21 protein-coding genes are annotated in these 18398 nt (G+C 71.8%); 9 read left to right on the forward strand and 12 right to left on the reverse strand.

Going from position 1 to position 18398, the window contains the following annotated elements; translation table 11 throughout:
• The first annotated feature begins 85 nt into the window (after nt 1-85).
• Together ACFO0C_RS25745 and ACFO0C_RS25750 are read left to right on the forward strand one after the other, a co-directional pair.
• Complete coding sequence (locus ACFO0C_RS25745; protein WP_378069247.1) at nt 86-736, forward strand: GOLPH3/VPS74 family protein; 651 nt, start codon at nt 86-88, stop codon at nt 734-736.
• Nucleotides 737-1107: 371 nt separating this feature from the next.
• Complete coding sequence (locus ACFO0C_RS25750; protein WP_378069248.1) at nt 1108-1425, forward strand: hypothetical protein; 318 nt, start codon at nt 1108-1110, stop codon at nt 1423-1425.
• A gap of 46 nt (nt 1426-1471) precedes the next feature.
• On the opposite strand, the gene ACFO0C_RS25755 is transcribed toward ACFO0C_RS25750, so the two are convergent.
• The 3 genes from ACFO0C_RS25755 to ACFO0C_RS25765 are packed head-to-tail and all read right to left on the reverse strand — an operon-like array spanning nt 1472 to nt 5263.
• On the reverse strand, nt 1472-2350 hold the full coding sequence (locus ACFO0C_RS25755; protein ID WP_378069249.1) for a YwqG family protein: 879 nt from the start codon (nt 2348-2350) through the stop codon (nt 1472-1474).
• Nucleotides 2351-2366: 16 nt separating this feature from the next.
• A complete protein-coding gene (locus tag ACFO0C_RS25760) occupies nt 2367-4844 on the reverse strand; it encodes a DUF4132 domain-containing protein (RefSeq protein WP_378069250.1) in 2478 nt (825 codons plus the stop codon).
• Nucleotides 4844-5263 carry a hypothetical protein gene (locus ACFO0C_RS25765; protein WP_378069251.1) on the reverse strand — a complete coding sequence of 140 codons (420 nt, stop codon included), beginning with the start codon at nt 5261-5263 and terminating at the stop codon, nt 4844-4846. Before ACFO0C_RS25765 ends, ACFO0C_RS25760 begins: the two co-directional genes overlap by 1 nt.
• 74 nt (nt 5264-5337) lie before the next feature.
• Between ACFO0C_RS25765 and ACFO0C_RS25770 the strand changes: the two genes are divergently transcribed.
• Complete coding sequence (locus ACFO0C_RS25770) at nt 5338-5871, forward strand: GNAT family N-acetyltransferase (protein ID WP_378069252.1); 534 nt, start codon at nt 5338-5340, stop codon at nt 5869-5871.
• 88 nt (nt 5872-5959) lie between these two features.
• On the opposite strand, the gene ACFO0C_RS25775 is transcribed toward ACFO0C_RS25770, so the two are convergent.
• From ACFO0C_RS25775 to ACFO0C_RS25790, 4 genes are all read right to left on the reverse strand, one after another.
• Nucleotides 5960-7168, reverse strand: coding sequence for a molybdopterin molybdotransferase MoeA (locus ACFO0C_RS25775; protein ID WP_378069253.1), 1209 nt, complete (start codon nt 7166-7168; stop codon nt 5960-5962).
• A gap of 77 nt (nt 7169-7245) precedes the next feature.
• Nucleotides 7246-8058 (reverse strand): NmrA family NAD(P)-binding protein, encoded by an 813-nt coding sequence (locus ACFO0C_RS25780; RefSeq protein ID WP_378069254.1) that lies wholly within the window; start codon nt 8056-8058, stop codon nt 7246-7248.
• An 18-nt stretch (nt 8059-8076) separates the two neighbouring features.
• Nucleotides 8077-8568: a DUF1877 family protein gene (locus tag ACFO0C_RS25785; RefSeq protein ID WP_378069255.1), complete on the reverse strand. Its 492-nt coding sequence runs from the start codon at nt 8566-8568 to the stop codon at nt 8077-8079.
• Between the two features lie 9 nt (nt 8569-8577).
• A complete protein-coding gene (locus ACFO0C_RS25790) occupies nt 8578-9006 on the reverse strand; it encodes a nuclear transport factor 2 family protein (protein ID WP_378069256.1) in 429 nt (142 codons plus the stop codon).
• Between the two features lie 41 nt (nt 9007-9047).
• Between ACFO0C_RS25790 and ACFO0C_RS25795 the strand changes: the two genes are divergently transcribed.
• Complete coding sequence (locus ACFO0C_RS25795; RefSeq protein ID WP_378069257.1) at nt 9048-9647, forward strand: hypothetical protein; 600 nt, start codon at nt 9048-9050, stop codon at nt 9645-9647.
• A 75-nt stretch (nt 9648-9722) separates the two neighbouring features.
• On the opposite strand, the gene ACFO0C_RS25800 is transcribed toward ACFO0C_RS25795, so the two are convergent.
• Complete coding sequence (locus tag ACFO0C_RS25800) at nt 9723-10466, reverse strand: maleylpyruvate isomerase family mycothiol-dependent enzyme (protein WP_378069258.1); 744 nt, start codon at nt 10464-10466, stop codon at nt 9723-9725.
• Between the two features lie 91 nt (nt 10467-10557).
• Here ACFO0C_RS25800 and ACFO0C_RS25805 point away from each other — a divergent pair, with 91 nt between their 5' ends.
• Nucleotides 10558-11001 carry a hypothetical protein gene (locus tag ACFO0C_RS25805; protein WP_378069259.1) on the forward strand — a complete coding sequence of 148 codons (444 nt, stop codon included), beginning with the start codon at nt 10558-10560 and terminating at the stop codon, nt 10999-11001.
• The gene (locus ACFO0C_RS25810; RefSeq protein ID WP_378069260.1) at nt 10968-11360 is read left to right on the forward strand and encodes a VOC family protein; all 393 of its coding nucleotides are present in this window, start codon (nt 10968-10970) and stop codon (nt 11358-11360) included. The genes ACFO0C_RS25805 and ACFO0C_RS25810 overlap by 34 nt, the downstream gene beginning before the upstream one ends.
• 18 nt (nt 11361-11378) lie before the next feature.
• Here the strand turns inward: ACFO0C_RS25810 and ACFO0C_RS25815 are convergent, their stop codons facing one another.
• The gene (locus ACFO0C_RS25815; protein WP_378069261.1) at nt 11379-11726 is read right to left on the reverse strand and encodes a DoxX family protein; all 348 of its coding nucleotides are present in this window, start codon (nt 11724-11726) and stop codon (nt 11379-11381) included.
• Between the two features lie 80 nt (nt 11727-11806).
• On the opposite strand from ACFO0C_RS25815, the gene ACFO0C_RS25820 reads away from it, so the two are divergent.
• A complete protein-coding gene (locus tag ACFO0C_RS25820) occupies nt 11807-12655 on the forward strand; it encodes a hypothetical protein (RefSeq protein ID WP_378069262.1) in 849 nt (282 codons plus the stop codon).
• 16 nt (nt 12656-12671) lie between these two features.
• Here the strand turns inward: ACFO0C_RS25820 and ACFO0C_RS25825 are convergent, their stop codons facing one another.
• The gene (locus ACFO0C_RS25825) at nt 12672-13649 is read right to left on the reverse strand and encodes a CehA/McbA family metallohydrolase (protein WP_378069263.1); all 978 of its coding nucleotides are present in this window, start codon (nt 13647-13649) and stop codon (nt 12672-12674) included.
• A gap of 58 nt (nt 13650-13707) precedes the next feature.
• Here ACFO0C_RS25825 and ACFO0C_RS25830 point away from each other — a divergent pair, with 58 nt between their 5' ends.
• Entirely contained in the window at nt 13708-14529 is an 822-nt protein-coding gene (locus tag ACFO0C_RS25830; RefSeq protein WP_378069264.1) for a hypothetical protein, read from the forward strand.
• On the opposite strand, the gene ACFO0C_RS25835 is transcribed toward ACFO0C_RS25830, so the two are convergent.
• Entirely contained in the window at nt 14469-16427 is a 1959-nt protein-coding gene (locus ACFO0C_RS25835) for an NACHT domain-containing protein (RefSeq protein ID WP_378069265.1), read from the reverse strand. The two genes, ACFO0C_RS25830 and ACFO0C_RS25835, sit on opposite strands and share 61 nt — an antisense overlap.
• 75 nt (nt 16428-16502) lie before the next feature.
• Between ACFO0C_RS25835 and ACFO0C_RS25840 the strand changes: the two genes are divergently transcribed.
• Nucleotides 16503-17582 (forward strand): DUF6777 domain-containing protein, encoded by a 1080-nt coding sequence (locus ACFO0C_RS25840; RefSeq protein ID WP_378069266.1) that lies wholly within the window; start codon nt 16503-16505, stop codon nt 17580-17582.
• 12 nt (nt 17583-17594) lie between these two features.
• Here ACFO0C_RS25840 and ACFO0C_RS25845 read toward each other — a convergent pair whose 3' ends face one another.
• Nucleotides 17595-18134 (reverse strand): hypothetical protein, encoded by a 540-nt coding sequence (locus ACFO0C_RS25845; protein ID WP_378069267.1) that lies wholly within the window; start codon nt 18132-18134, stop codon nt 17595-17597.
• Between the last annotated feature and the right edge of the window lie 264 nt (nt 18135-18398).

The following is an 18398-nucleotide window of genomic DNA, read 5'->3' on the forward strand; positions in this document are numbered from 1 at the left end:
ACCTCTCACCGGGCGGCAACCTTGTGGCAACCATTCGCGGCTAACGTGGCGTTCCGACACGGACGTCGATCTCTGGGGCTGAGCCATGACATCGCCGCCGAAACTGGCACCCGCCGACGACTTCTACCTGGCCGCGCACGACGGCATCGGCGGACGGCTGCTGCTGTCCGACCGCGTGCTCGGCGTCGGCCTGGCCGCCGCCCTGCTCGGTGAGCTGATGTTCTGGCGCCGCCTGCGGCCCGACGGCGTCCTGCTGCACGTGGTGGACGCCACGCCCACGGGCGACCCGGCCAGCTCGGCGGTGCTGAAACGGATGGCGGGCGGCCCCGGGCCGTACGGGGCGGGCCAGTGGATCCACTACTTCGCCGCCGAGGCCACCGAGCTCATCGAGCGGCGGCTCATCGTGGCCGGAGTGATGCGGCTGGAGACCAAACGGCGGCTGCTCGGCGCCGGCACCACCTCCCTGGTGCTCACCGACCCGAAGAGTCCCGGCGAGCCGGCCGCCCGGATCCGCACCCACCTGTCGTACAACGAGGATCTGGACGTCGCCGACCTCATGCTGGCCGGGCTCGTCCTCGCCACCGGCCTCGACGAGTTCGTCCTGGACACCTGCAACCCGCGTGACCGGGCCCGGCTGTCCGACCAGTTCCGCCGCCACCTGCCGCCGCCGCTCGCCCACCTGGTCGCGCAGGCCCGCAACCTGACCGCCGACGCGGTGCCCGCCGCCGCCCGTTAGCGTTCCGGGCCCCGGGCCGTTGGAGGCGTGCGGCTCAGCGAGGCTGTCAGCCAGACGGTCACCTCCTTTCCTCCCTGTACGGGGTGACGGCGGGCGATACGGTCACCGGGACGCCGGTTCCGGTTCATGCGGAGGTGGAGGTGACGGTGTTGCGGGCGGTTCAGGAGGCGCTGCCCGACGTGCGCCCGCGCCGGGGTCTGCCCCGGAGGCCCGGAGAGTCGGTGGGTTCGGGTTGACCGCTCCGGCAACGGGTCGACGCGCTCGACGGGACCGTCGACGTCGAATCGTCGCCCGTTCCCGAATCGGGGCGTGAGATCCTTTTCGGACATGTGACTGGGCACGGTATTGGCAGGCTTCTCTACAGTGAGGCCGTGCATCCTTACCCGCCCCGCGCGCCCGAGCCGTCGTTCCTCGAGCGGGAGATCGCCGGTGTCCCGCTCTACGTCCACCTCATCGCCGTGTTCGCGACATGCGGGGTGTACCTGATCCTGCTGCCGTTCGTCCTCGTCTTCGGCGCGATCGACAAGGGGGTCAGCCGAGCCGTCGACCGTGTCGTCGACCCGCTGCTGGACAAGGCCCTCAAAGCCGCGCTGGTCGTCGTGACCATACCGGCCGTCCTCGTCTACATGGCCGGGGAGTGGCTCTACAAGCGTTACAAACGCCGCGCGGGCAAGCCCGAGGGCGCATGACCCTCGGGCGCCGACAGGGCATGGCCGGGAGCCCGTGAACTCGCCACTACCCCTGGATCATGGCCCAGACGCGGTCGAAGCGGGCGGCGGCGAGGTCCTGGCGGCGGATCCAGAAATACAGCATCCCCGAGTCGCCCCACAGCCACTCGTCCTCCTCCCGCTCGTCGTCGGAGTCGACCTGGAGGAGCAACCGCCAGTCGTCGGCGCCGGCCGCGAGGCCTTCCACCCGGGGATGGTGGAGGTCTGCCGGGTCCCACAGGTCGACACCGCTGGAGACGAGCTGGCAGTCGCGTTGCATCGGTCCCTGCTGGGGCTCCGGCCAGCCGAGAAGCCGATATCGTGGCGACTCCTCCTCGGCGTCGATGTTGCCGTAGGCGGTGTCGTCCACGTCGTGGGTGGCGGCGACCGCCTCGAACGCCGGCTCCGACGGCCACGGCATCGTTGCCACCGGCTGCCCGGTGACCGAGCGCGCCGCGAACGTGATCGCCTCCTCCGGGGCCTCAGCCGGGCGTGCTCCGGCCGAATCAGCCGTGACCACCCGCCAATAGTGGGCGTCCTGCGGCTGGCAACCCCATGTCTCCTGCTCGACCGCGTCGTAGAAGAAATTGAGCAGCAGGCCCGCCGGAAGCAATTGCTCGCCGGCCCAGCCGTTGACCTGGTCGGTGTTCACCTGGGCGATCAGGCACAGCGGCCGGCCGTCGTCGGTGTGCGGCCAGGTGAAGTCGTCGTCGACCAGTGGCACGCCGCCGAAACGGGTGACGACGCCCGCCGGATCGGCGGGGCCGCCCGGCTGACCCGGGACAACATCGGCGGTGTCATCCGGATGCAGGCGCACCGACGGCAGTGCGAGAGCCTCCAGGGCGGAGGCGGCCTCGCCGGTCAGCTTGTCGCGGAACTGCGCCCACGCCGATGGGACGAACTGCATGATGTGGCTCCTCGGGTCAGGTCAGCGTCGTCAACTGCTGGAGGATCGACGGGTCGGTGATGCGGTCGTCCTCCGACAGCAGCAGCACCTTGCTCAGGATCACGCTGGTCATCCGGTCGTCGTCGGCGAACGGCAGGAACAACCGGTGATGGTCGGTGGCGCCGAAACCGGCCGGGACGACGCACAGGTAGCCGCCCGGCTCGACGTGGATGCTGCCGCTGGTCAGATGCACGCGGTAGGTGGCCCGGGTGCCGTGGACGACGGCGGCCGTGCCGTCGACGGTGACACGGGTCAGGCCCAGGTCGGTGATCAACGCGGCCAGCACCCGGGCCCTGCTCTCCGCCCGCGCCGGTGAACCCCATCGGTCGGGGGCGGTGCCGGCGACCGAGACGGCCAGGTCCAGATCGCGCATGACCTCGGAGAACACCGTCGGCGGCACCTCCGCCAGCGGGACCGGCCGGCCGGACCGCAGGAACCGCACCTCGCCGATCCGCACGTCGTCCATGCCCCAGTAGCCGTGGAGATCGGCACTGAGCGCGGCGGTCAGGCCGGCACCGGCCGGGCGGGTGGCTTGATGATCACCATACTCGTGGCCGGTCGACCAGCCCCGGCCCGCCAGCAGCTGGGCGGCGACCCGGCCGGACACGGTCTGGCCGGCGAACCGCTGCGACACGTCGACGGCGTCACGCTCGGCGGGGGTCACCACGTACAGCTCGCGGAACGCCTGTTTCACCGGCTGCCGCAGCCTGCGCCGGACGATCTCCTCCTGCCAGGCGGCCAGCGTCCCCCCGGTCAGCAGGTCGAACGGGTGCACGGCGGTGACCGGGCCGGTCGTGTCGACGTCGTCGAGCAGGCCGACCGTGCCGCCGGCGTCGCGCCAGATCAGGCCGGGCAGCATCGCCGCGCCGGCCGGGAGCGACGACAGCCGGGCCAGCTCGTCGGGTGCCAGCGTCGCGGCGGTCGCGACGAGCCGCTCGACCAGGCCGGTCCGCATACGGCGGGCCTGCTCGCGGAGCCGCTCCTGGTGCTCGCGCAGATCACGGTAGGCCTCGTGCCCGCGGACGGTGGCCGGGACCGACCTGAGCGGCTTACCGCCCCTGGTGACCGCCAGCAGCGGCTCCGCGCCGTCGAACCGCAGCTCGATCCGGTAATCGCCGACATCCGCGCCGGACGGTGTCTCGGCGGCGAGCTGGGCCTCGCACTCCCACTCGAGGCGGCTCGCGTCGGCGGCCCCGGTCACCTGGGCCAGGTGGCCGAGGGCGATGTCGATCGCGGCGGCGTGCGAAATACGACGGTTCGGGCCGAGCTTGGCGCCCCTCTTCGCCACCTCCCGCAACGTCAGATAGCGGTCGAGGGCCGTCTCGCCGGGGGCGAGCGGCAGCATCCCGAACGCGGCGATGCCCTGAAGTGCGTTGTTCCTCACCCGTCTCTGCACGGCCGGCCGGTTGTCGCCGAGGACCGCCGAGATCAGCTCGCAGGGCTGCCGTCTCAGCAGTCTGCGGGCGACCTCGGGGCCGATCGCCTCGACCGTGGCGAGGATCCCCGCCCGGTCCTGCCGGAACGCCTCGTGGCCGGTCGGCATCGCCCGGATCAGCCGCAGCAGTGGCCCGCCCGCCTCCAGGTCGAACAGCGGCAGCATCGCCGCGTCGTCACCCGCCTCGACCCGCCACTGCCAGACCCGCTGCCTGTCGTCGTCGGGCCGCTCCCGGAGAACGGCGACCAGCTCGTGCTGCTCGGCGAAGGTCAGCTCGGCCGTCCCGAGGTATGCGGCCACCTCCGGGTCACCGGGCCAGTCCAGCGCGACCCGCACGAACCGCAGCCCCCGCGGAGCCGGCGCCCTCGGAAGATCCATCTCCTCCGGCAGATCGGCCGCAGCGGTCCCGGCGGGGAGCAGGCTCCACACCAGCGTGTCGATGTGGGCCCGGACCGCGCCGGCGCACGGGAGGGACTCGATGTCGGCCCACAGGTAACGATCGTCGGTGAAAGCCCGCACCACCGTCGCCGCGTCGAGGACGCCCGCGGTGTGCAGCGCGTCCAGCGCGCGGGCCGTCAGATGCCGGGCGATGTCACCGAGCGGCGTGTGGATCAGCGCCCGCAGCAACCGGAGGTCGGCGGCGGCCAGCGCCTGCCGGGCCACGTCGTCCAGCCAGACCGACAGGCCGAGCCCGCTCAGCGTCGTGGCCAGCAACGCCCGGCGCGAGGCGCTCGCCCACGGCGTGTCCAGCACCGCACCGATGTCGGCGCCGCCGGCGACCGGGAACGCCCCGTCATAGACATCGTCGAGCGCCGCCACGACGTCGGCCGAACAGGACCGCAGATGACCGCCGGCCAGCCGGTCACCGCGTCGCATCGAGCGGCGGATCTCGTCGGCGAGCGGGACCAGCTCCGCCGGACCGGCGGCCCGCGCCCGCTCCAGCAACGCCAGCAGCACCTCACGACCGTCGCGCGCGGCCGGCACACACGACTCGGGAATGTCGGCGAACGGATCGGCCATCAGCCACCCACCAGGGCGACCAGTCGCAGGAAGACGACCGGCTCGCCGGCCCGGACCGTGACCGGCTCGTCGAGGCCGGTGACCTGACGGCCCGCGTGGAACATGACGAACACGCCCCGGCCGAACGCCCGCTGCGCCCGCGTGACCTCGCCCTCCACCCCGGGTGGGGAGACGGGCCCGGACGGCATGCGGATCACGCCGGACGCGGCCTGGGCACGCACGTCCTCGTCGGACAGGAACTGCCGGGCCAGGGCACCACGGCAGCGCGCCGCGTCGGCCCCGGCGAGCCGCAGCTGCTCCTCGACCGCGAGGCGGATCAGCTCCCGCGCGGTCGTGCTCTCCCCGGCCGGGCGCACCCGCACCGGCGGCAGCCCTCCGGACGTGCCGGTCACCCGGCTGCGCACCTCGACATCGACCATGCGCGAACCCTAGAGCAGGGGTACGACATCGGGCCCTGACCCCGCCGGTGGGCCGGCGCCGTTAGGATGCGTCGATGCCGGACATCGTGATGCGTTCGCTGCGCGAGGAGGACGCCGCCGCGGTCCTCGACGCCCACCTGCGCAACCGGGCCTACCTGGCGCCCTTCGAGCCGCCGCGGTCCGAGTCGTTCTTCACCCTCGACGGCCAGCGTGATCGGATGCGGTCGATCGTGGCCAGGGAACGCGCCGGCGAGCTGGCCACCCGGGCGATGATCCGCGGCGACCGGGTCGTCGGTTACGCGTCGTTCGCCGATCTCACGCCGTCACCCCGGTGCGGCGCGACCATCGGCTACTGGGTCGACCCCGGCGAGCAGGGGCGGGGCCTGGCCACCGCCGCCGTCGCGGATCTTCTGGTCATCGCCGCGGACCGCGGGGTGCACCGGATGGAGGCGGCGACCGCGCCGACGAACACCGGCTCGCAGAAGGTGCTCACCAAGAACGGATTCGTCCATTACGGCACCGCGCACAGCCACCTGTTCCTCAACGGGGCCTGGCAGGACAGCCATCTCTTCGAGCGGATCCTCAACGACGACCCGCCGGGAACGTGAAGCTGTGGGCGGAGAGACACGGTGCTGAACCCGGAAAGTGTGAGAAGGAAGCGCCGCGATGGCCGCCCACAGCTGCCGCCGATGGTAGTCACGGGACGGTCAGCGTGACGACCGGTTTTCCGTCGGCCCAGTCGTCGGGCAGGACGGCGAGGGTCCCGGCAGCGGCGGCGGCGTGCAGACCGACCGGTCCGGCCGCCGTCAGGTCGCCGTCCGGGCCGACCGGGACGATGCGGACACCGCCGGGCATCAGCGTGGCGCGGCCGGTCACCGTCGCGGTCGGCAGGCCGGTGGGCGGGCGTCCGGCGAGGCCGGCCACCAGCGGTTCCAGCAGGGTCAGGGCGGCGACCAGGCCGGCGTACGGGTTACCGGGCAGACTGACCACGAAACGACCGTCCGGCAGCACCGCCAGCGCCTGCGGATGACCGGGACGGCAGCCGACACCCCGGACCAGCCAGGTCGCGGTCGCCGCGCCGAGCAGCCGGTGCAGATGATCGGCCGCCCCGGCCGACGACGAGCCGCTGACCACGATCACGTCGGTGCCGGCCGTCCCGAGCGCCGCCGCCAGCAGGTCCGGCTCGTCGGGCAGCCGCCGCGAGAGCGTGAACCCACCACCGGCACGCGCGGTGACCGCCGCGACCAGCCCGGTGAACGTGTCCCGCACCTGCCCCGGCCCCGGCGTCCCGTCGGTGATCACCTCGTCGCCGGTGACCAGCATCGTCACCGTCGGCGGCCGGTACGCCAGCACGTGCTCGGCCCCGGCCTGCAGCGCGGCCGCCGCCACGGTCGCCGTCACGATCCGCCCGGCGGGGGCGATCAGTGTGCCGGGGGAGAGGGCGTCACCGGCCCGCCGGATGTGCCGGCGCGTCCCGACCGCGCCGATGACCAGGCCGTCCTCGACCCAGCAGTCCTCGTAGGGGATCACCGCCTCGGTGCCGGCCGGCAGCAGCGCCCCGGTCGCGATCTCCACGGCCGTACCCGCCCGCAGGACCGCCGCGCCGGCCGGACTGCCGGCGAGCACCCGCCCGCACACCGCCCACGGGCCGTCGCCGGCCACCGCATACCCGTCCATCGCCGCGTTGTCGAACGCCGGAACCGGCCGCTCGCACCGCACCGCCGCGGCCAGCACCCGGCCGGTCGCCGCGACCACCGGCGTCAGTTCGGCGGGCAGCGGCTTGGCGGCGTCCCGCGCGGTGGCGTAGGCGTCCGGCCACGACATCTGCACCGGGTGAGTACAACCGCCCGGTGTGTCCCCGCCGTGCCCGCCCGGATGCCGGCGTGCGACCAAAACCTCACCCATGGTCCGCTCCCGTTGTGACCGCCGGCCCTGATCCTGCCCACGGTCCGCCTGCCCGGCCAGGGTCTTCCGGCCCCCGGTCACCAGACCCCGCGGGCGGCGGCGCCGGCGGCATACGCGGCGAAGTCCACGCCCGGGCGGCCCAGGACCTCCTCGACCGTGCCCGTCGGCTCGGTGTCGCCGCGGGAACGCAGCCGCGTGTAGCCCTCGACCAGGGACTCGATCACCTCGTCGGGCAGGCCGTCGGCGCTCATCGCCTTGCGGAACGCGTCGGGAGAACCGTCGAAGGTGATCTCCCGGCCGGTCGCGCGGGAGATCTCGGCGGCCGCCTCACCGAACGACAGCGCCCGCGGGCCGGTCACCTCCACCAGCCGGCCGAGCAGGTCGTCGCCGGTCAGGGCGGCCACCTCCACCGCGGCGATGTCGTCGGCGTCGATGAAACCCTGCCGGGCGTCACCGACCGGAACACACAGCCGGCCGTCGACCACGGGCTGCCGGAAGAACGTCTCGAAATCCTGGTGGAACCAGTCGGGACGCACGATTGTCCATTCGGGGGCGGAGTCCCGTACCCACTGCTCGGCCTTTTGCAGGTGACCGAGACCCATCACCTCCAGGCCCCGATCGGAATGCAGCACCACCCGCCGCGCCCCGGCGCGCAGCGCCTCCGGAAGAAACGCCTCCGGCATCGCCGTCTGATCCGGCAGAAGAATGAACATCGTGGGTACGCCGACCAACGCGGCCGCCCACGAGCCGGGCTCCGCCCAGTCGAACCGTGGCACGGTATGGCGCGACACCACCCGCACGTCCCGCCCGGCCTCCCGAAGCCGTGCAGCCACCCGGCTCCCCACCGTGCCGGTCCCGCCGATAACCAGAATCGTCCCGTCGTGGCCCATACCCCACGCTAACCCCTGTCACTGATCGACGACGAAGACCGTGGACCAGCCGGCGGTGGCCGCTCGGTGGTAGAAAGCGGTCACGTCCTTCAAGTAGTCGAGCAGGTAGGTCAGGCCGTGCTGGTCGATGTAGGCGCCGTAGTCGCCGGCGTCCAGCGACCAGAAGACGGCGGCGAACTGCTCCAGGTCGGCCTCGTCGAGGGCGGCGGCGATCTCCCGCACCTCGCCGGCGCTGTTGTGACAGACGATGTAGGCGTCGCCGCGGTAGAGGTGCCGGCCGCCGAGAACCACCGCGTTCAGCGGATAGGTGCCGTCGTCGCTGCCCAGGCCGCCCTCGGTGAGGCAGCGGTGGATGCCGTCCCACGCCTTGTCGACGACGCACTCGTCGGACATGTCGGCGTTCATGTCGAACTCCTCCAGGACGTCGCGGAGCGCGTCGTCGGAGTCGCAGGCCAGCAGTCGCGCGGTGCAGCGCTCGTCGAGGGCGAGGAAGTATCCGCGGCAGGCCACGGCCGCACTCTACTCGTCCGAATCCGGCCATCCGGACAGGCGCGGCAACTGCCGGGCGTGCGGCCGGAGCGCCCCGGGCTCGGCGTGCGAGTAGTCGCGGGCCTCGACGACCAGCCCGTCGGCGCCGAACAACAGCACCGTACAGCCGGAGATGGTCAGTGCCTCGCCACCCGGATAGGTGACCGCCCAGTACTCCACGGCCGCCGTGTCGCCGGTGACGACCGGCTCACCGAACCACACCTCGGCCGGGCGGGTCTCCTCGTCGAAACACTCGGCGAGGTAGGTCCGCAGCCCGTCGCGGCCCCGGAAACGGCGCAGGATCCCGGCCCAGTGGTCACCGTGCGGCGCCTGCAGTGCGGCGATCGCCTCGACGTCCTGCGCCGGCCAGCCGGTCCGCCACGTCTGCGCCCAGTTCCGCGCCCACTCCGCCGTCGTCACCCGGCCGATCCTAGACGCGGCCGACCGCCTATCGTCGTCCCGTGACGCTGCTCCCCGGATACGACGACGACGGCCTGGCCCGCGAGGCGCCGGAGTTGCTCGACCTGCCCGGTTTCTGGCCCGCCTTCCTGGGCGGCCGCCTGGACGAGCCGATGGACCAGGTCGCGGCACTGTTCGGCATGGACGAGGGCGATGTCGAGTCGGCCTACGCCCGGTTGACTGATCCCTCGGCGTGGCCGGTGTTCGTCTTCGACACCGGCCGGGGTGCGCGGCTCGCCGTCGTCCAGCGGAACTTCGACGAGGACGAGGGTGTCGACTATCTGCTGCTCCCGGACGGTGGGACGGCGATCACGTTCGCGGTGGACGAGGGGGCGCGGGCCGGGCGCGGCATCAGCTGGGCCGAGCTGTCCGGCCTCGCCGGCCGCCAGCCCACCCCGCGTCTGGGCGCGATGGTCCTGCTGCTGCTGGTTCCGATCCTCAATTCCCCGGGGGTACGGGCGGAGCTGACCACCGCACTACGCACAGCCGGTGTGACCGGAGACGTGGAGCAGATCGCCGAACGCCTCCTCACCACAGTCGAAGAGGATCTTCTCCCCGACGAGGAGCCGGGTGACGGGCTGGTCGACCGGCTCCTGGAGTGAGGCGCCGGAGAGCTTCGGAGACAGCCCGTCGACAGCGGTGCAGCGGGCCTGGCAGACCCTGACCGTGGAAGGTGGCTAGCTGACGGCGTAGTTGCGCAGCAGCCGCAGGGCGGTCGCTCCGTGTGGCCCGCTGACCTGCAGTTTTGAATCGCCGGGAGGCAGGCGCTGGGCTCCGACCCGGCAGAAGTCGGCGGCCGGGCCGCTGATCACACTGTCGGCGGACGGGTCGCCGAGAAGCCACTGGGAGCCATCCGGGGCGGTCAGGTCGCAGCGCACCGGTGCCGGGGGCAGACCGGCCAGGCGGAACGCGTACGGCAGGGTGCCCATGCCGAGCCAGGCGACATGCCGCAGACGGGCCGTGTCGGGGTAGCCGACGCCCAGCGGAACGGTGATGTCCAGGGCGTGCGCCCAGTGCTCGGCCAGCCGGGTGGTGGCCAGGGTGGGCGGCTTCAACGGGGTGGCGACCCACCGTACCGGCTGATGGGGGTCCGCGGCCCGCAGTGCCGCGACCGCATCGCGCCGGGCGACCCGCCACCTGCCGAAGATCTGCTCGCCGTCGCCGCGCTCGGCGGCGACCAGGGCGCCCATCGCCTCGTCGACGGTGGCGCCCAGCTCGTGCCAGCGGACCGGATCGCCGTGCGCGCCGACGGTGGCGGTCACCGCCTCCTCGGTCTGCGCGAGATGCAGCACCACGTCGGCGATCGTCCAGCCGGCCGCCGCCGACGGCGTCGCCCAGTCGGCCGGGGACAACCGGGCCAGGACCGACTCCAGCTGCTGCTGCTCGGCTTCGAGGTCGTCGAACACGTCGGTGTGGGCCACGGCTGATCCCTTGCGGAGAGACTGTGGAGAACCGGTGCAGGTGGCGCGTACGGGCCACCGTCGCAGCATAGAAGACCGTTAGCGTTCCCGCGTGCTCACCGACAACCCGCGCGGCCCCGTCTCGGCGGCGGCCGTCATCGCCCCGATCGTCCTGGTCGCCGACGCCGTCGCCGCTTTCGCGATGACCGTCCCCGTGACCGTGCAGCTGTTCTGGACGATGGCCGACTCCGTGATCCAGATGTTCGTCGGCCTCGCCGCGGTCGCCCTGATCTGCCCGGCGGTGGCGGCGCTGGTCGGCGGCGTCCGCACGTGGGCCGCCCACCTCACCGGCTGCATCGTGACCGCCCTGATCGCGGTCGCCTTCGCCGGACTGACCGCCCTCGCCCTGAACAACGACCTGCCCGGCTGGGTCGCCGCCGCCACCGCCGGCCTGTTCGTGGCCAACATGGTCGCGGTGTTCCTGCTGACCGGGCGGCTGCGGGTGCGACCTACGATCGGCGGATGGCCGTCTTCGCACAGATCTCCCTCGGTGTGACCGACTGCGGGCGGGCCGCCGCCTTCTGGTCGGCGGCGCTCGGCTGGGTGCGGCGGCCACCCCGGTGGGCCGGCGACGACTGGATCGTCCTCGAACCACCACCGGGCGAGCCGGGCGCGCCGATCGCCCTCGACGACAGCGGCAGCCCGGCCGAGGACTTCCCGCGCGTCCACCTCGACCTGCTGGCCGGCCCCGGCGGTCTGGACGGCGAGGTGGAACGGCTGCTGGAGCTCGGTGCGACCCGGGTGGACTGGCCGTTCTATCCGGAGCCGGGGGACCGGCACCCCGGCGAGCTGCCCTTCGTGGTGCTGGCCGACCCGGACGGCAACCGGTTCTGTGTCGCCGGCTGGCCGAGTTGACCGACGTCGGTCGGCACCTCAGTGGTACAGCAGATTCACCACCAGGTCGGTGACGACGGTGACGGCGAAGATCGCCCAGCCGAGCAGGTTGCGGGAACCGACCCTCAAGTGCGCGATCAGGGCGCCGGTGAAATAGAGGACCAGGCCGACGGCGGCCAAGGTTCCGATCAGGGGTACGGCGAACCCGATCAGCAGCCCGGCGGTGCCCGCGGCCAGTAACGAGCCGAGGACCGGCACATACTTGCGGGGGATGCGTTTCATGTCCGCCTGCGACTTAGGGTATTCGTGGCCGATCAGGTAGAACACGGCGGCGCTACCGGTGAAGAACGCGGTGACGAGCGTGACGACGGTGAATGCCGTGGACAACGGGCCCTCCTCGATGGTCGGTCGAAGGGAGGGACGGCCGGGGAGTTCCGAATGTGACAGCTGGGGCAGAATCGTTCGCCGTGACCGATACCGTCAGCAAGGCTGCCGTCGTCGAAGTCGCCGCCGGGGAATATCTGGCCCGGCGGCCGGAGCGGGCGGGCCGTCTTGTCCAGGAGAACAGCGGCGGCGAACACGCCGTCGACCTCACCCAGATCGCGCTGATCGCCGCCGGGCAGATCCTGCGGACCGTCCACGGTCTCGCCGGTGACCGCCTGGTCGACGCTCTCCTCACCTCCATCGGCACCACCAACACGCCACGCCCGGCCCTGCGCGGCATCGTCGTCGAGACGGCCCGCCGCTGGACCGAGCCGAGTTTCGCCCTGCTCTGCCGCCGCGCCGCGAACCGGATGATCGCCGAAGCCGGGGACACCGCCCTCGACGCGCCGATGGACGCGATCCTGGCGCTGGCCGCGCTCGTCATGCAGTTCGACAACCGCGACGATCTGCTGGCGCTGGGCTGCGGCCGGGCCGGGCAGCTGGTCGCCGTGTCGGAGACGCCGTTCCGGCTGGTGTGGGCGCAGATGACCGGTGACGCCGACGCCCAGCGTGAGCATCTGCGGGTGCTGATCGAGACCGGCGATCCCGCTGACCTGCTGGTCTGGTATTTCGGCCTGGCTCACGGCGTGTCCGGTCGCATCGACGCCGGCGGGGAGAACCCGGCACTCGACGCGATCGCCGGCGACGTCGCCGACGGGCGGCTCGGTGACGCTCTCGACGTGGCCCGCGGGTTCTCGTCCCGGCTGTCGCCGACGCTCGTGATCAGCACCGCGGCCGTCCACCTGACCAGGGAGATCCTGTCGGTCGCGGCCCGGGACGGCGCCGAGGCGGGCACGGTCCTGGACGATCTGTGGGCGCGGGCCACCAGCTGAGTACGGCGCCCACGCCTCACTTCAGGACGATGGGGTTGGTCAGGGCCGCCATGCGCCCGTCGGAGTGGCGGACCTGGACGCGGACGAACATCGATTCGCTCGCGCTGGTGGACCACTCGATCGAACCCGCACCGTCCGGGGGCAGAGTCTGCTGGTGGGCGTGGCCACGGTCGGTGTGGAAGGAGACCATGCCGGACGGTACGCCGTGGACCCGCAACCGCAGCACGACCGGCTCGCCGCCGGTGGTCAGCTGATCGCCGACCTCGGCGACCCGGTCACCGGCTTCGGCGGTGAAGGCGAGCTGGACGGTGGCCGACCCGGCGATCCAGCAACGTCCGGCGCGGATGCCGGCGATGATGGCCTCGGAGTCGAGGGCCCGCGCCCGTACCACCGTCTGGGGTGTGCCGATCTGGCCGGCCAGATGAACGTCGCTGTTGCCGATCGCCGGGATCCAGTGGCCGGCGTGGACGCCGGCGGCCAGACCGCGCCCCCATTCGGCCAGGGCCGCCTCGTTGTCGGCGTTCCACGGCAGGTCGGAGGCCCACAGGCCGTTCCAGACCTCCACCGCGTCGAAGCCGGTGAACGGATACGCGAAGGTGCCGGAGGGGTACGGGGCGTGGGGATGGGCCGCGACGCACAGACCTCCGGTGCGATGGACCTGGGCCATGGCCCGGCCGATGCGGTCGTCGCGCACGCCGTAGTCCCCGTCGATCACCCGGCCGGGTTCGATGCCGAGCGCCAGCCAGTGCCCGGTCCGGGTGACGACCTCCTGGCCCAGGATGACGAGCAGATCGTCGCCGGCGAGTTGTTGCCAGGCGCTGTGGGTGTCGGCGGTGTTGTGTTCGGTGACGGCGACGAAGTCGAGCCCGACCTGACGAGCCGCCGACGCGAGCTGTTCCGGAGTCAGCTCACCGGCGTGCGACCGGCGCGAGTGCACATGACAGTCGCCTCGAAACCATCCGTCTTCCTCCGAGGCGATCTCGTGCTCGACCATGCCGACATGCTAGAGCGCCTCGGACGAACCTCCGGGGGGCCTTGTCCGTTGAGGTCAGATGCGGCCCTGCAGCTTCACCGAGACCGGCACCTCCGAACCGCTCCATGATTTCGAGCGTCTCGCGCTCCGCAACTATCCGTTTCTGGTGACCGTCGTGATCGTGCTGGTCGTGGCCGGAACGCTGCCTCATCTGCAGCATTCGGTGCGCTGGGACTGGCAGTGGGGTACCGGGTTCGCGCTGCTGCTGCTCGCCTATCCGCTGTCGCTGCTGGTGGCGATGAGAGCCACACCGGTGGTACGGGCGCTGGCCGGGAACGGGGTCGCCGTGCTGCCGGATCAGCTCGACCCGTCCCTCGCCCGCCTCCATCGGATCGCCGCCGGGTACGCCCGGTACGGCGGCTGGTCGGTGGCCGCGCTGATCGCCGTGGCATGGGCCGTCGTCATCGCGCAGTGGCAGGCGGACGGGTCGCGCATGTTCACCGGAAATGTCGCCGCGGCCTTCCTGGAGACGGCCGGAGGATTGCTGGCCGGGCGGTTCATCGGTCGTGTGCTCTTCTTCAGCGGCCTGCCTCTGCGCCTGCGCGGCCTCGGGGTCCGGTGGGAACCTCAGCGGGGCCACCCGGACGGGTTCGCCGGCTTCCGTCCGTTCCTCGGGCTCCTGGCCCATTGCCTCTCCCTGGTCCTGTTGATCGCCGCCTATCTGTCGGCGTGGATGCTGCTGATCACGTTTGCGCCGAGGTTCTCCCGTCACGCGGCCTGGTACACGCCGTACATGTTCTTCCTGGCTCTGATGATCATTGTGGGGCTGGCCGTGATGATTCACGGAACGTGGGCGCTGTGGCGGGCCCTCCGGCCTCCCGTGCCGGATGAGAGCAGGTAACGGCGCAGGGCGTCGTGCCGGAACTCGTAGACGGCACCGGCCTGGCGCAGCACCCCACGACGGTGGGCGTCGTCCAGGAACGTCATCAGCGACAGCGGGGTTCTGCCACGCGCCGCCAGCCACCATCGCGCATGGACGAAACCCCCGTATGCGCCACAGGACATGCGGGCCAGCAGCACTCCCACGCCGCAGGCCACACCCACACGGGGGCCAACGCCCGTCCAGAACACCAAGCTCACCAGCAGCGCCGCCGGCACCGCCGTGACCAGGGCGGTGGCTCGATCACGGCGCAACACCGACGACGGACTGGCCGCACTCGCCAGTGTGACCGGGGCACCGAACGCCAGGGCCAGCCCGAGTCCCGCCGCGGCCGCGCAGATGATCGATATCGTCATGAACCCCATGACCGGGCCATCGGCGAAGTTCAGCAGCCCGGCGACGGCGGCCGGCGCCCCGAAGGCCAGGCCGAATCGCCAGGTCGTACCGGTCACGGCCGTTTCGGGCCGTACCGGGGTGAAGGCGCGTGGCTGTTCGACGGGCAGGTGGGCGACCGCCTGCTGCCCGGCCACCCCGGCGGCGATCCCGGCGACCGGACCCCACAGCAGGGCCAGGACGACACCGTCCGGGGCGCCCCCGAGCACCACGAGCAGCACGCTCACCAGTCCGGCGGTGCTGACGCCGATCGCGGTGCCGTAACCCTGGCCGGGTACGGCTGCGGGCAACCGCCACCAGGCCATGCCCTGCCGCGCCGGGTTGTCGAGCCGGCGGGCGAGGAATGCGAGCCAGCGTTCCGCTTCGGCGGGCCGCTGGTAGAGGTACCGGCCGGGACGCCAGCGCTCGTCCGGCCGGGGTGCGCGGGGCTCGTACACGGTACGCAGATACCAGCGGAGCAGGTGGTGTTCGATGTCCGCGACGGTCGCGAAGACCTGCCGGTCCGACAGTTCCGCGGGATCACGTTCGCCGGTGAGATACACGGTCCGCATGAGATCGAGCAGGAGCGGCCGGGACAGGGCCGCGGCCAGCGGGGTTCCCCCGGTCGCGAACGTGCCGAGAAGGTCCTGCCAGCGCGTGGCGCCCGGTGACTCGTCACGGGTGAGGAAGTCGGCCGCGTCGTCGACGAGGATCGGTTCCAGCCGCACGACCACGGTCCCGGTGAGCAGGTACGGCGTGCGCTGATACTCGGCGGTCCGGCTGGTCAGCAGGAAAGGCCGGTTCTGTCCCACCGCCGCACCGATCTCCCGGAGGGCCGGCGTACGCAGGCCCGCGGGCAACTCGTCGAGGCCGTCCAGGAACGGGATCACCTGCCCTGATCCCACCAGCTCGCGCACCGTCTCCTCGGACATCCGGTAGTCCTCGACGATCCTGCGCTCCACCCATGGCCACAACTGCTGCCGGACCGGATTCCACCGGGCCAGGGAGAGCAGCACCGGGATCGGCCGACCGGGTGCCGGGGAGTCGAGCAGGGCGCAGGTCAGCAGAATCGCCTGGACACTCTTGCCGGCGCCGGATTCGCCGAGCACCACCAGCCGCTGCGCGCCGGCGAACACGGTGGCGAGATCCGCGCCGGCGTCGGCCTCCGCGCCGACCCTTCCCCAGCGCACGTTCAAGGGGTGACTGCCGAGCAGGCTCCGCCGGCCGGCTTCGTCGTGCCATCGGGCGCTGACGGCTGCGGCCAGCATGAGCGCTGCCTTCTCGAGCCGGCCGTCCCCGGCGTCGGCTTCCGCTCGGCGTGACGCCAGCCTCGAGGTCCACCAGACCGTGAGCACTCCTCCCATCACGAGGGCGACGCCGCCGGTGAGGAGGTGGTCGCCGGTCACCAGGTTGATCGCCACACCGACGACGATCGTCAGCGTGGTGGAGACCGTTCCTTCTGCCATCGCCTGCCGATCAGGCCGCATGCGGTCACCTTTCCCCACGGGTACGACTGGTTTTATACACGGTCACGCAATCTCGTGACGTCATGGGAGTCCTTTGTGAAAGGCATTCGAATCGGCTGTGCAAGTGGAGTGAAATTCGCATTTGACTGCTGTTTCTATTGTTTCTCCGTGACTGAGATTAAATGGGCAGGGAAACAGCGGATCGGGCGTAAGTCAGTCGCGTGCGCGGTACTCCTGGCCCTTCTGATCGCCGTTGGCGGGACCAGTGCGGCGTGCAGCGGGCCCGTTCTCGTCCAGGCGGTGGCCCGCGGTGCCAAGACCGTCGCGCCCTTCTTCGATGAGGCCCTCGAGCTCGGGATCGACGCGATGGTCGACGAGACGTTCGCCATCGGCGGCGGCACGAAGAAGGGCGATCAGCCTGGTCTGTACGGCGGGACCCGGAACAAGAAATCCTGCGCGAAGAAAAGACTCACCGATTTCCTGGGTGACCCGGCCAACCGCGGGAAAGCCCAGGAGTGGGCGAGAGTGCAGGGCTTGGCGGGGCCCGGCGAGATTCGAGGATTCGTCAGGAAGCTCACGCCCGTGGTACTGCGCAACGACACCCTGGTGAAGAACCACGACTACCGGGAAGGCAAAGCCGAGGCCTATGAGGCCCTCTTGGAGGCGGGAATCGCCGTCCTCGTCGACGAGTACGGAAAACCGGTCGTCAAATGCACGTGCGGTAATCCGCTCGGGTCCTTCGACCATGACACCGGCAGCCTCGACGTCCAGTGGGAGAGCGCGAGAGGCAAGTGGAAGTCGTACCGGCCGGAGAAGGTCGTCAAGATCGAGCCCGCGGCCGGCGAGCCGCTCGCGGCGTACGAACTGGTCGATCTCGAAGAGGGAACGGCCGGTCTGACACGGGCCGCCGGGGTGCTCGGCGACGCCGCCGAGGACGAGACACTGTCCGCCGACCCCTTCCGCGACCAGCCCGGCGAGGCCGGCCCCGGGGCGGTGGGCCCTGATGTCGATGCCTCCAGCACCGGATCGCCGGCCTCCCCCGAACCCACCCCGACGTCCGACGGGATGCCGGGCACCGACCCGGCCGACCCGGCGGACCCGGCCGACCTGGGAACACCGGTGGAGCCCTCGCCGGTCGATGACCTCGGCCAGCCGCCAGCCGGCACCGTCGACTGACTGAGGCCGGTGTCAGGGGCCGGTCGTCTGGACCACCGGGCGGCCGGCGTCGGCGACCAGGCGGGTCAGCAGCGTGCCGAACGGGTCCTGGTGGCTGCCGTCGGGCTGTTCGTGCGGGCGGGGGCGTACCCGCAGGGGTGGCTGGCCGTTGGGTTTCAGCAGGTAGGCCGACGTCGTCGCGGTCGTGTGGTCGCCGTCGTGGGTGACGTGCAACTCCAGGCGTTCCATCTCGCACCACAGGGCGGCCCGGACCCGGCCGTGTCGGACGTGGACCAGGCCGCGCTCGTACGCGTACACCGACTGGCCGCCCCACCACGGGAGGACCATCGCCCAGACCAGGCTGCCCGTGCCGGCCGTCATCACCCCGACGGCGATCGGGACCAGCGGCCACGCGTAGGTGCCGGCCAGATAGAACAGGGTGAACGCGGTGGCGAAGGAGGCGGCGCTGACCAGCAGCGGGTAGAGGGCGTTGCCGGTGTCGTCGCGGTGGCCGACCGGTGCGCCGAGGTCGCGGGAGGTGGCGAGCGCCGTCACCTTCGCTGGTATCTCCATGGTGGTGCGCCCCCACATGATCGTCCGGGTGGAGTGCGCATCATGCGCGGGGGCTCTGTCAAAAACCTTGCAGTGTTCACTTCAACGGATCCCACGACTTGCCGAACCAGCGGCGCAGCGACTTGGCGAGGTGCGGGTGGCCGCCCTCCCACACGTCGTCGAAGCAGAAGAACTGCTGGTAGCCGTAGTCGTCGTCGATGTGGAAGGAGGCCTGGGCGAGGTGGTCGGCGACCCGCGTACGGCCCAGCGCGGGGCGGGGGGCGC

Source organism: Actinoplanes subglobosus, assembly GCF_042650585.1.
GTDB classification, from domain to species: Bacteria; Actinomycetota; Actinomycetes; order Mycobacteriales; family Micromonosporaceae; genus Actinoplanes; species Actinoplanes subglobosus.